At 58.0% G+C, this 12408-nt stretch carries 9 protein-coding genes and 1 pseudogene; 8 read left to right on the top strand and 2 right to left on the bottom strand.

Annotated features, from left to right (window positions below; genetic code table 11):
- Positions 1-94: 94 nt before the first annotated feature.
- The 7 genes and pseudogenes from KHQ28_RS01505 (at position 95) to KHQ28_RS01475 (ending at position 9134) form a co-directional block, all read left to right on the top strand.
- A complete protein-coding gene (locus KHQ28_RS01505) occupies positions 95-490 on the top strand; it encodes a YgiW/YdeI family stress tolerance OB fold protein (RefSeq protein WP_002916833.1) in 396 nt (131 codons plus the stop codon).
- Positions 491-567: 77 nt separating this feature from the next.
- Complete coding sequence (locus KHQ28_RS01500; protein ID WP_002916831.1) at positions 568-1437, top strand: GyrI-like domain-containing protein; 870 nt, start codon at positions 568-570, stop codon at positions 1435-1437.
- Between the two features lie 121 nt (positions 1438-1558).
- Positions 1559-3817: a DNA topoisomerase IV subunit A gene (parC, locus tag KHQ28_RS01495; RefSeq protein WP_032418356.1), complete on the top strand. Its 2259-nt coding sequence runs from the start codon at positions 1559-1561 to the stop codon at positions 3815-3817.
- Positions 3818-4008: 191 nt separating this feature from the next.
- Complete coding sequence (gene plsC, locus KHQ28_RS01490) at positions 4009-4746, top strand: 1-acylglycerol-3-phosphate O-acyltransferase (protein ID WP_002916826.1); 738 nt, start codon at positions 4009-4011, stop codon at positions 4744-4746.
- 83 nt (positions 4747-4829) lie between these two features.
- Entirely contained in the window at positions 4830-6242 is a 1413-nt protein-coding gene (gene ftsP / locus KHQ28_RS01485) for a cell division protein FtsP (protein WP_004144547.1), read from the top strand.
- Between the two features lie 33 nt (positions 6243-6275).
- Positions 6276-8607: pseudogene (locus tag KHQ28_RS01480) on the top strand (YgiQ family radical SAM protein).
- A complete protein-coding gene (locus tag KHQ28_RS01475; RefSeq protein WP_004150920.1) occupies positions 8607-9134 on the top strand; it encodes a GNAT family N-acetyltransferase in 528 nt (175 codons plus the stop codon). The pseudogene KHQ28_RS01480 and the gene KHQ28_RS01475 overlap by 1 nt, the downstream one beginning before the upstream one ends.
- A gap of 35 nt (positions 9135-9169) precedes the next feature.
- Here the strand turns inward: KHQ28_RS01475 and dkgA are convergent, their stop codons facing one another.
- On the bottom strand, positions 9170-9997 hold the full coding sequence (gene dkgA / locus KHQ28_RS01470; RefSeq protein WP_002916796.1) for a 2,5-didehydrogluconate reductase DkgA: 828 nt from the start codon (positions 9995-9997) through the stop codon (positions 9170-9172).
- A gap of 145 nt (positions 9998-10142) precedes the next feature.
- On the bottom strand, positions 10143-11306 hold the full coding sequence (yqhD, locus tag KHQ28_RS01465; RefSeq protein ID WP_004144551.1) for an alcohol dehydrogenase: 1164 nt from the start codon (positions 11304-11306) through the stop codon (positions 10143-10145).
- 196 nt (positions 11307-11502) lie between these two features.
- On the opposite strand from yqhD, the gene KHQ28_RS01460 reads away from it, so the two are divergent.
- Complete coding sequence (locus tag KHQ28_RS01460; RefSeq protein WP_004144552.1) at positions 11503-12402, top strand: AraC family transcriptional regulator; 900 nt, start codon at positions 11503-11505, stop codon at positions 12400-12402.
- The last annotated feature ends 6 nt before the right edge of the window (positions 12403-12408 follow it).

Below are 12408 nucleotides of genomic sequence, written 5' to 3'. Positions count from 1 at the left end.
GTACAGCATTAAAATTTCTTTTTTCCGCTTAAGAAGTCGTTAAGTTTTGTCGGGCGTAATAGGAGCCATACCAACACAAAAGGGAGAATATAAGATGAAAAAAATTGCTGCGATGACCGCGATTATTGCTTTGGTTTCCATGCCGGTACTGGCCGCCGGGCAGGGAGGATTCACCGGACCGTCTACTACCACTACCACCCAGGCTGGCGGCTTCACCGGGCCGAGCGGCGCGGTGACCACCGTGGCGAACGCCAAGTCGCTGCGTGATGACACCTGGGTGACCCTGCGCGGTAAAATCGTCGAGCGCATCTCTGATGACCTGTATAAATTCCAGGATGCTTCCGGGGTGATCAATGTCGATATCGACCACAAGCGCTGGAACGGCGTGACCGTCGGCCCGCAGGACACAGTAGAAATTCAGGGGGAAGTCGATAAGGACTGGAACTCGGTAGAAATCGACGTTAAACAGATCCGTAAAATCGCGCCATAAGTCTCCGTCGGATAAGCGCAAGATCGGTCAGGAATCGCGATCCTCGCTCTGTCAGAGTATGACGCGAGGAGGAGACGATGAACGATATTAAGGCCAGCCCGGCGTATGTCGGGCGCTTCCAGCGCGTCTGTAGGTACATTGCGCGCCATCTTGATGAGCCGCTGTCGCTGGAGACGCTGAGCGCGATAGCGCACAGTTCGCCTTACCATTTTCACCGGCAATTTAGCGCTTATACCGGCATTCCATTGTACCGGTATATTCAGTGGTTGCGTCTGCGACGCGCCTGTTGGCGCCTGGCGTTCAACCCCCGCGATAAAGTCATCGATATTGCCCTTGATGCCGGATTTCAGAATGCGGAGTCGTTCAGTCGTGCCTTCCGTACCGCGTTTGACCAAAGCCCGACCCAATTCCGTCAACAACCGGACTGGGCCGAGTGGCATCGACGCGTACCGAAACATACGCTACAGGAGCAAACGTCGATGGACGTCAACATTATTTCGTGCCCCTCCACCCGGATAGCCGTACTGCAACATCGCGGTAGCCCGGACCTTGTCAACGCCACCGCCGCGCGTTTTATCGCCTGGCGTAAGACGAGCGGATTATCGCCCGTCGCCACCAGCGATACCTGGGGGATCGCCTGGGACGATCCGCAGACCACCCCGCAGGAGGCATTTCGTTTTGATATCTGCGGTACGGTCGATCGGCCGGTTGGTGAAAACGCCTTTGGCGTGATTAACGGCGAAATCCCCGGCGGACGCTGCGCCGTCGTGCGCCATCACGGCTCGCTGGACACGCTGGCGAACAGCGTTTGGTTTCTCTATCGCGACTGGTTACCCGCTTCAGGCGAGACGTTACGGGATTTTCCGGTGTACTTCCGTTACCTCAATTTTGTCCATGAGGTGGCTGAGCATGAACTGCAAACCGATATTTATCTGCCGCTGGCCTGATTAAGCGTGACGGAATCCTCAGCCGATCTCACGGCCTGTGACTCAGGGCGTGAGATCGGGTATTATCGCGGGTAGTTTTGCCGTCCGAACGGTCGGTACCCAGATTGAGGATCCACGATTAATGAGCGATATGGCAGAGCGCCTTGCGCTGCATGAATTTACGGAAAATGCTTACCTGAACTACTCCATGTACGTGATCATGGACAGGGCATTACCGTTTATTGGCGATGGCTTAAAACCGGTCCAGCGTCGCATCGTCTATGCGATGTCCGAGCTGGGGCTGAACGCCAGCGCGAAATTCAAAAAGTCCGCCCGCACCGTCGGCGACGTGTTGGGTAAATATCACCCGCACGGCGACATCGCCTGCTATGAAGCGATGGTGCTGATGGCGCAGCCGTTCTCTTACCGCTATCCGCTGGTGGATGGTCAGGGAAACTGGGGGGCGCCGGACGATCCCAAATCTTTCGCCGCCATGCGTTACACCGAATCCCGCCTGTCGAAGTATGCCGAGCTGCTGCTCAGCGAGCTGGGGCAGGGGACGGTCGACTGGGTGCCAAACTTTGACGGCACGCTGCAGGAGCCGAAAATGCTGCCAGCGCGTCTGCCGAACATCCTGCTGAACGGCACCACCGGCATCGCGGTAGGCATGGCGACCGATATTCCTCCGCACAACCTGCGGGAAGTGGCCAAAGCGGCGATTACGCTGATTGAGCAGCCGAAAACCACCCTCGACGAACTGCTAGATATCGTACAGGGGCCGGATTTCCCGACCGAGGCGGAGATCATCACCTCGCGGGCGGAAATTCGCAAAATCTACCAGAACGGGCGCGGCTCAGTGCGCATGCGCGCGGTGTGGAGTAAAGAGGACGGCGCGGTGGTGATCAGCGCGCTGCCGCATCAGGTCTCCGGCGCCAAAGTGCTGGAGCAGATTGCGGCGCAGATGCGCAATAAAAAGCTGCCGATGGTTGACGATCTGCGCGACGAATCGGACCACGAAAACCCGACCCGTCTGGTGATTGTCCCGCGCTCCAGCCGGGTGGATATGGAACAGGTGATGAACCACCTGTTCGCCACCACCGATCTGGAGAAGAGCTACCGCATCAACCTCAATATGATCGGCCTTGACGGCCGCCCGGCGGTGAAAAACCTGCTGGAGATCCTCAGCGAGTGGCTGGTGTTCCGTCGCGATACCGTGCGTCGCCGTCTAAACCATCGGTTAGAGAAAGTGCTGAAGCGCCTGCATATCCTCGAAGGTTTGCTGGTGGCGTTTCTTAATATCGATGAAGTGATTGAGATCATCCGCACTGAAGATGAACCGAAGCCGGCCCTGATGTCGCGCTTTGGCATCAGCGAAACCCAGGCGGAAGCGATTCTGGAATTAAAACTGCGCCACCTCGCCAAACTGGAAGAGATGAAGATCCGCGGCGAGCAGAGCGAGCTGGAAAAAGAGCGCGACCAGCTGCAGGCGATTCTGGCGTCTGAACGTAAGATGAACAACCTGCTGAAAAAAGAGCTGCAGGCCGATGCCGATGCCTTCGGCGACGACCGTCGCTCGCCGCTTCACGAGCGTGAAGAAGCGAAAGCGATGAGCGAACATGACATGCTGCCGTCTGAGCCGGTGACTATCGTTCTGTCGCAGATGGGCTGGGTGCGCAGCGCCAAAGGACACGACATTGACGCCCAGGGCTTGAGCTATAAGGCGGGCGACAGCTGGAAAGCCTCGGCGAAGGGCAAGAGCAACCAGCCGGTGGTGTTTATCGATACCACCGGACGCAGCTATGCCATCGATCCGATTACTCTGCCTTCCGCGCGTGGCCAGGGTGAACCGCTTACCGGCAAACTGACCCTGCCGCCGGGCGCGACCGTGGAGCATATGCTAATGGAAAGCGACGATCAGAAACTGCTGATGGCTTCCGACGCGGGCTACGGTTTCGTCTGTACCTTCAACGATCTGGTGGCGCGCAACCGTGCCGGGAAAGCGCTAATCACCCTGCCTGACAACGCGCACGTGATGCCGCCGCTGGTGATTGAGGATGAGTCCGATATGCTGCTGGCCATCACCGCCGCCGGGCGGATGCTGATGTTCCCGGTCAGCGATCTGCCGCAGCTGTCGAAAGGCAAGGGCAACAAAATTATCAGCATTCCGGCGGCGGAAGCCGCAGCCGGCCAGGACGGTCTGGCACATCTGTTTGTTCTGCCGCCGCAGAGTACGCTGACCATTCACGTCGGCAAACGGAAGATCAAACTGCGTCCGGAAGAGCTGCAAAAAGTCACCGGCGAGCGCGGCCGCCGCGGTTCGCTGATGCGCGGGCTGCAGAAAATTGACCGCGTGGAAATTGACTCGCCGCGTCGTGCCGCGGCAGGCGATAGCGAAGAGTAAGCGCGTCTCCTCCCGTCTTTGACGGGAGGAGACGAAAAAATGCCGCAAAATCGTTGTTTATTCAGGCGTTGCGATTAACAATGTCCATCATCAGGGACCCAGGAAGAACGGTCCCGGCCTGCGCAGAACTTGTGAGCCTGCCTTCTGCCAGCAGCGAATAATTCTAAGCGGTTTGGGTTTTAGAGGTAGCTATGCTATTCATTTTTCGAGTAATTTTCGTGGTCATTTATTGCATCGTAGTGTGCGTACTTGGCTGTCTGTACTGCTTGTTCAGCCCACGTAATCCAAAACACGTTGCCACTTTCGGCCATCTGTTTGGCCGTTTATCTCCGGTATTTGGCCTCAAGGTAGAGCTACGCAAACCCGCCGACGCGGAAAGCTATGGCAACGCGATCTACATCGCTAACCACCAGAACAACTATGATATGGTGACGGCGTCGAATATCGTGCAGGCTCCGACGGTCACTGTAGGTAAAAAGAGCCTGCTGTGGATCCCGTTCTTTGGCCAACTGTACTGGCTGACGGGCAATTTGCTGATTGACCGTAATAACCGAACCAAAGCGCACGGCACTATTGCCGAAGTCGTCAACGCTTTTAAAAAGCGTAAAATTTCGTTCTGGATGTTCCCGGAAGGGACCCGTAGCCGCGGCCGCGGCCTGCTGCCGTTTAAAACCGGGGCTTTTCACGCGGCTATTGCCGCTGGGGTGCCGATTATTCCGGTGTGTGTCTCGAATACATCGAATAAAATAAAGCTCAATCGCTGGAACAACGGTCTGGTGATTGTGGAAATGCTGCCGCCGGTAGATACCACTCAGTTTGGTAAAGACAACGTGCGCGCGCTGGCGACGCATTGCCGCGAGCTGATGGCCGCCAAAATCGCTGATCTGGACAACGAAGTGGCCGAGCGCGAAGCGGCTGGAAAGCAATAAGACAGGAAACGCCGCCAACGCGCGCGTATTGCTGGCGGGAAACGAATTCCCTTTTTCATTTGTCAGTATGTCATGGAGTTAATATGTCACTCAGTCGGCGTCAGTTTATTAAGGCTTCCGGCGTAGCGCTGTGCGCTGGCGCCGCGCCGCTGAAGGCCCATGCCGCCGGCCAGCAGCCTGCGCTGCCGGTTCCGCCGCTGCTGGAATCTCGTCGCGGCCAGCCGCTGTTTCTGACGCTGCAGCGTTCCCACTGGTCGTTTACCCCCGGCACCCGCGCCCCCGTCTGGGGGATCAATGGCCGCTATATGGGGCCGACGATCCGCGTCTGGAACGGAGACGACGTCAAGCTTATCTACAGCAACCGCCTGACGGAGAACGTGGCGATGACCATCCGCGGTCTGCAGGTGCCTGGCCCGCTGATTGGCGGCGCGGCGCGCATGATGTCGCCGAACGCCGACTGGGCGCCGGTGCTGCCTATCCGCCAGAGCGCGGCGACGCTGTGGTATCAGGCCAACACGCCGAACCGGATGGCGAAACAGGTTTACAACGGTCTGGCGGGCATGTGGCTGGTGGAAGACGAGGTCAGCAAGAACCTGCCGATCCCTAACCACTATGGCGTCGATGACTTCCCGGTGATTATTCAGGATAAACGGCTGGATAACTTCGGCACGCCGGAATATAGCGAACCGGGCAGCGGCGGCTTTGTGGGCGACACGCTGCTGGTTAACGGCGTGCAGAGCCCGTATGTTGAAGTGTCGCGCGGCTGGGTGCGCCTGCGCCTGCTGAACGCTTCCAACTCCCGGCGCTATCAGCTGCAGATGAGCGATGGCCGACTGCTGCATGTGATTTCCGGCGATCAGGGATTCCTGCCGGCGCCGGTTTCGCTCAAGCAGCTATCGCTGGCCCCGGGGGAGCGGCGTGAAATTCTGGTCGATATGACTAACGGCGATGAAGTATCCATTACCTGCGGCGAAGCGGCGAGCATCGTCGACCGTATCCGCGGTTTTTTTGAACCGTCAAGCATCCTGGTCTCCACGCTGGTGCTGACGCTGCGTCCGACCGGGCTGCTGCCGCTGGTGACCGACAGTCTGCCGGTGCGCCTGCTGCCGACCGAGCTGCTCTCCGGTACGCCGATCCGCAGCCGGGATATCACCCTTGGCGACGATCCGGGCATCAACGGCCAGCTGTGGGATCCGCAGCGTATCGATATCACGGCGCAGCAGGGGACCTGGGAGCGCTGGACGGTGCGCGCCGACCGCCCGCAGTCGTTCCATATTGAAGGGGTGATGTTCCAGATCCGTAATGTCAACGGCTCGTCTCCTTTCCCGGAAGATCGCGGCTGGAAGGACACCGTGTGGGTCGACGGGCAGGTTGAGCTGCTGGTCTATTACGCTCAACCGTCGTGGCCGCACTTCCCGTTCCAGTATCTGAGTCAGACGCTGGAGCTTGCCGATCGCGGCTCGATCGGCCAGATGTTGGTGAATCCCGCGCCGTAATCTCTTTGACCCTGGCCGGCGCACGGTCAGGGTTTGAGAAAATCCTCCTTCATTTCCACTATCATTCCGGCTTATAATCCACGCCCTTTTGGTTATTTTTTTATCATTTTCCCCGGAAGCAATATGAGCGCAATATCCCTGATCCAACCGGATCGTGACCTTTTTTCCTGGCCGCAATACTGGGCTGCCTGTTTTGGCCCTGCGCCCTTTTTACCGATGTCGCGTGAAGAGATGGATCAACTTGGCTGGGATAGCTGCGACATTATTCTGGTCACCGGCGACGCCTATGTCGACCACCCGAGCTTCGGGATGGCTATCTGCGGCCGCATGCTGGAAGCGCAGGGTTTCCGGGTAGGGATCATCTCCCAGCCGGACTGGAACAGCAAAGAGGACTTTATGCGTCTGGGCAAACCGAACCTGTTCTTCGGCGTGACCGCCGGCAACATGGACTCAATGATCAACCGTTACACCGCCGACCGTAAACTACGTCATGACGATGCCTATACGGCGGGTAACGTGGCGGGCAAACGTCCGGACCGCGCTACCCTCGTCTACACCCAGCGCTGTAAAGAGGCGTGGAAAGATGTGCCGGTGATCCTCGGCGGCATCGAAGCCAGCCTGCGTCGTACCGCTCACTATGATTACTGGTCCGACACCGTGCGCCGCTCGGTGCTGGTGGACTCCAAGGCCGATATGCTGATGTTCGGCAACGGCGAGCGTCCGCTGGTGGAAGTGGCTCATCGCCTGGCGATGGGCGAAACCATCGACCAGATCCGCGATGTGCGCAATACCGCCATCATGGTGAAAGAGGCGCTGCCGGGCTGGAGCGGCGTGGATTCCACCCGTCTGGATACGCCCGGTAAAATTGACCCCATCCCGCATCCGTACGGTGAAGATCTGCCGTGCGCCGATAACAAACCGGTCGCGCCGAAAAAACAGGAAGCGAAAAGCATTACTGTGCAGCCGCCGCGGCCCAAACCGTGGGAAAAAACCTATGTGCTGCTGCCCTCCTTCGAGAAGGTGAAAGGCGATAAGGTCCTGTACGCTCACGCCTCGCGCATTTTGCACCACGAAACCAACCCCGGCTGCGCCCGGGCGCTGATGCAAAAGCACGGCGAGCGCTACATCTGGATCAACCCGCCGGCAATCCCGCTCTCCACCGAAGAGATGGACAGCGTCTTCGCGCTGCCGTACAAGCGGGTGCCGCATCCTTCCTATGGCGATGCGCGTATTCCGGCGTATGAGATGATCCGCTTCTCAATCAACATCATGCGCGGCTGCTTCGGCGGCTGTTCGTTCTGCTCGATCACCGAGCACGAAGGACGCATAATCCAGAGTCGTTCTGAGGATTCGATCATTAATGAGATCGAAGCCATTCGCGACACCGTGCCCGGCTTTACCGGGGTGATCTCCGATCTCGGCGGGCCAACGGCCAACATGTATATGCTGCGCTGTAAATCGCCGCGCGCTGAGCAGACCTGCCGCCGTCTCTCCTGCGTCTATCCGGATATTTGCCCGCACATGGATACCAACCATGAACCGACGATCAATCTTTATCGCCGCGCTCGCGAGCTGAAGGGCATCAAGAAGATCCTTATCGCCTCCGGGGTACGCTATGACATCGCGGTCGAAGATCCGCGCTATATCAAAGAGCTGGCGACCCACCACGTCGGCGGCTATCTGAAGATCGCCCCGGAGCATACCGAAGAGGGACCGCTGTCGAAGATGATGAAGCCGGGAATGGGCAGCTACGACCGCTTTAAAGAGCTGTTCGACACCTATTCGAAGCAGGCGGGTAAAGAGCAGTATCTGATCCCGTACTTTATCTCCGCTCATCCGGGCACCCGTGATGAAGATATGGTGAACCTGGCGCTGTGGCTGAAGAAGCATCGCTTCCGTCTCGACCAGGTGCAGAACTTCTATCCGTCGCCGCTGGCGAACTCGACCACCATGTATTACACCGGCAAGAACCCGCTGGGTAAAATTGGTTATAAGAGCGAAGAGGTGGTGGTGCCGAAGGGCGATAAACAGCGCCGTCTGCACAAAGCGCTGCTCCGCTACCACGATCCGGCAAACTGGCCGCTGATCCGTCAGGCGCTGGAGGCGATGGGCAAGAAGCACCTGATTGGCTCCCGCCGCGACTGCCTGGTGCCAGCGCCAACCCTGGACGAAATGCGTGAAGCGCGTCGCCAGAACCGCCATACTCGTCCGGCGCTGACCAAGCACACGCCGATCGCCCATCAGCGCCAGACGCCTGCCGCTGCGGGCGCGAAAAAACGCGTTAAGCCGAAGGCCGTATCACGCTAAGCGGCTGGCCCGGCGGGATCGCTCGCCGGGAACATCTGTGAAAAAAGGAGAGAGGTGATGACGCCGGTCATCCTGTCGCGACAACAACTGGACCAGCTCTGGGAGATAGACCGCAGCGAAATTATCGATACGCTCTACCGTCTCGATAACGGTCAGCTGCGGGCTTATCGGGAATATTATGACGTGCGTGGCTGGGACCCTCACGATCGTCAGGTTTATACTCCGATTCACGAGGCCTGTTACGATCGCGGCGGTATTTTTTTCGCCTTTTTTGACGATGAGCAGATGATTGCCGCAGCGGCGCTGGATACGCTGCCTCGCGGCATGAATGGCGAGCTGCGCCAGCTATTATTCTTTTATGTCGGGGCGGGAAAGCGCGGCCAGGGCTGGGGGCGGCGACTGTTTCAGTATGCCCTGCACCAGCTGCCAGAAATGGGGGCGTCCGGCCTCTATATCTCGTCGATCCCCAACAAAAACACCGTCGATTTTTATCTGGCTCAGGGATGTCGCTTAGCGGATAAGCCCGACCCGGCGCTGTTTGCGCTGGAGCCAGAGGATATTCATCTGGTCTGCCATCGCCTTTAACGCCGAGGCGCTAAAGGCGATGGCAAGAGAGAGCATTATCCGCCGAACTGATCCGGGTCAGGACCGAGACGTTTACCCTGGTCCAGCTTCGCGATCGCTCCCAGCTCATCTTTGTCGAGACGGAAGTCCCAGACGTCAAAGTTTTCCGCGATACGCGACGGCGTGACGGATTTCGGGATCACCACCAGACCGCTATCAAGATGCCAGCGGATGACGATTTGCGCCGGCGTTTTGCCGTACTTATCGGCGAGCTGGTGGATGACTTTTTGATCGAAGACGCCTTCGCCGCCCTGGGCCAGCGGGCTCCAGGATTCGGTCTGGATCTTGTGGGTGGCGTTCCACGCGTGCAGCTGACGCTGCTGCATAAGTGGATGGAGTTCTATCTGATTGATCACCGGGGCGACGCCGGTTTCATCAATCAGCTTCTGCAGATGCGGTACCTGGAAATTACACACGCCAATGCTTTTGGTCAGCCCCTGCTGCTGCAGCTCGATCAACGCCTGCCAGGCCTCGACGTAATGGCCGATAGCCGGTACCGGCCAGTGGATTAAATAGAGATCCACATAGTCCAGCTTCAGTTTGCTGAGGCTCTCTTTCAGCGCCTCGTGCGGCCGTTTTTGATCGTCGTTCCACAGCTTGGTGGTGATGAAGAGCTCATCGCGGTTGACGCCAGCGCTGTGCAGCGCATTGCCGACGCCGGTCTCATTTTGGTACGCGGCGGCGGTGTCAAAAGAGCGATAACCGACTTCCAGCGCCTTATGAATGGCGGAGACGACTTCCTCGTTGCCAGCTTTCCACACGCCGAGACCCAGCTGCGGCATCAGGTTGCCGTCGTGCAGTTTTATAACGGTTGGATGTGTCATGCCTTCCTCCTGTTAATGAACTCGGCGAAGCAGGATCCGCCGAGGGGTAGCATTAAGTCTGGACGAAATAGCTAAAAACGGTAGTAAAAACACCTCTCCCCGGCGTTTGTTTAACGTAAGGAGAGGTGAATCAGGCGGGGAGCGCTTAGCGTGCAGCCTCGTAAATACGGCGGCTGACGTCCAGGGTGATATCCTGATGTTCGCCAAGTTTAGTCATGCCGTGCTCTTCCAGTTTCGCCAGCAGCGCCGGGATGGAGCTACCGTCGAGACCGTAATCGGAAAGGCGGGTCGGCACGCCCATCTGCTCGAAGAACTGACGCGTTGCGGCGATGGCGGCATCGATACGTTGGTCGTCAGAGCCTTCGGTAATATTCCACACGCGCTCGGCATACTGCAGCAGCTTCTCGCGCTTGGCATCGCGTTTCTCATTCCACAGCGCCGGCAGCACGATAGCCAGCGTCTGGGCGTGATCCAGGCCGTGCATCGCCGTCAGCTCGTGGCCGAGCATATGCGTCGCCCAGTCCTGTGGCACGCCTGCGCCGATCAGGCCGTTCAGCGCCTGCGTCGCCGCCCACATAATATTGGCGCGCACGTTATAGTTCTCCGGTTCCTGCAGGGCTTTCGGGCCATCCTCGATCAGGGTCAGGAGAATGCCTTCGGCGAAACGGTCCTGGATTTTTCCGTCTACCGGGTAGGTCACGTACTGCTCGACGGTATGGACGAAGGCGTCAACCACGCCGTTCGCGACCTGGCGCGGCGGCAGGGTATAGGTATAAACCGGATCGAGGATCGCGAACTGCGGCTGGACGTGCGAAGACATAAACGCGCGTTTGTCGCCGGTGGTTTTCCGCGATATGACCGCGCCTTTGTTGGATTCAGAACCGGTCGCCGGCAGAGTCAGTACCGAGCCCATTGGAATGGCGCTGGCAATTTTGCTGCCATAGGTTTCCAGAATTTCCCACGGATCGATATCCGCGTCGTAGTGGGCTGCTGCAGCGATAAACTTGGTGCCATCCAGCACCGAACCGCCGCCGACCGCCAGCAGGAAGGTCACTTTCTCTTCCCGGGCGAGTTTCACCGCATTCATCAGGGTTTCGTAAGACGGGTTCGGCTCGATGCCGCCAAATTCAAGGACATCCAGGCCATTCAGAGCGGTGAGGACCTGATCCAGGACGCCTGTTTTTTTGACGCTGCCGCCGCCGTAGGTGATCAGTACGCGGGCTTCCGCCGGGATCTGTTCACGCAGCTTTTCAATCGCGCCTTTGCCAAACAGAATGCGGGTTGGGGTATGCAGGTCGAAATTATTCATTGCTTAAGTCCTCCAAAGAGTAAAACCGTCGACAGGGACCATACCGCTGCCCGATGAAGGTTATTGTGGTCCTGGCGCCGTTGACCCTCAATGCACATTCCTGCCGATGTCTTGCCTATTTCTCCATATGGCTGGAGAATTTGTAGCGGCCTGCGCACAATGTACAGGTGAAGAAACATCGGGAGAGACGGTGGCAATGCAACACGCAGAGATATGTCGGACATTAACGGAGAAGATTAACCTGCTGAAAGATAAGCACGAAATGTTAAGTTCGTTGCTGCCTGACGTCCGTTTGCTGTACGGAACGCAACCGGGGCCCCGGACGCCGGTGATGTATCAGCCGGGGATCGTTTTTCTCTTTTCGGGCCATAAAATTGGTTATATCAATGAGCGGACTTTTCGCTACGATACAAACGAATATTTACTGCTGACCGTGCCGCTACCTTTCGAGTGCGAAACCTTTGCCACCCCGGAGGTGCCCCTCGCCGGGATGCGCCTGAACGTCGATATCCTGCAACTGCAAGAGCTGCTGATGGATATTGGCGAAGATCCGCTGTTTCAGCCCGCGGTCGCCTCCAGCGGGATAAACTCCGCGGTACTCTCGGAGGATATTCTGTGCGCTGCCGAACGGCTGCTTGACGTGATGGAGCGGCCGCTGGACGCACGGATCCTTGGCAAGCAAATCGTCCGCGAAATTCTGTATTATGTGCTGACGGGGCCCTGCGGCGGCGCGCTGTTGGCGCTGGTCAGCCGGCAGACCCACTTCAGCCTGATAAGTCGCGTGCTCAAGCATATCGAAAGCCAGTACACCGAAAACCTCAGCGTCGATCGGCTGGCGGCGGAAGCGAATATGAGTGTGTCAGCGTTTCACCATAATTTTAAAGCGGTGACCAGCACTTCTCCTTTGCAGTATCTGAAAAACTACCGTTTGCATAAAGCACGAATGCTGATGATCCATGACGGCATGAAGGCCAGCGCGGCGGCGATGCGCGTGGGATATGAAAGCCCTTCGCAGTTCAGCCGCGAGTTTAAGCGCTACTTCGGTTTGACGCCGGGAGAAGACGCCGCGCGTATTCGCACGATGCAGGGGATGTAATACCGG

The sequence above is a fragment of the Klebsiella sp. 28 genome (assembly GCF_018223905.1).
Classification (GTDB): domain Bacteria; phylum Pseudomonadota; class Gammaproteobacteria; order Enterobacterales; family Enterobacteriaceae; genus Klebsiella; species Klebsiella pneumoniae.
This window is presented reverse-complemented; position numbering and strand designations above follow the sequence as displayed.

Excerpts from the sequence above, each read along its gene's own strand:
- KHQ28_RS01500 (WP_002916831.1), top strand. The coding sequence starts at position 568 with ATGAACGATATTAAGGCCAGCCCGGCGTATGTCGGGCGCTTCCAGCGC.
- KHQ28_RS01475 (WP_004150920.1), top strand. The coding sequence starts at position 8,607 with ATGACGCCGGTCATCCTGTCGCGACAACAACTGGACCAGCTCTGGGAG.
- parC (WP_032418356.1), top strand. The coding sequence starts at position 1,559 with ATGAGCGATATGGCAGAGCGCCTTGCGCTGCATGAATTTACGGAAAAT.
- plsC (WP_002916826.1), top strand. The coding sequence starts at position 4,009 with ATGCTATTCATTTTTCGAGTAATTTTCGTGGTCATTTATTGCATCGTA.
- KHQ28_RS01460 (WP_004144552.1), top strand. The coding sequence starts at position 11,503 with ATGCAACACGCAGAGATATGTCGGACATTAACGGAGAAGATTAACCTG.
- ftsP (WP_004144547.1), top strand. The coding sequence starts at position 4,830 with ATGTCACTCAGTCGGCGTCAGTTTATTAAGGCTTCCGGCGTAGCGCTG.
- yqhD (WP_004144551.1), bottom strand. The coding sequence starts at position 11,306 with ATGAATAATTTCGACCTGCATACCCCAACCCGCATTCTGTTTGGCAAA.
- dkgA (WP_002916796.1), bottom strand. The coding sequence starts at position 9,997 with ATGACACATCCAACCGTTATAAAACTGCACGACGGCAACCTGATGCCG.
- KHQ28_RS01505 (WP_002916833.1), top strand. The coding sequence starts at position 95 with ATGAAAAAAATTGCTGCGATGACCGCGATTATTGCTTTGGTTTCCATG.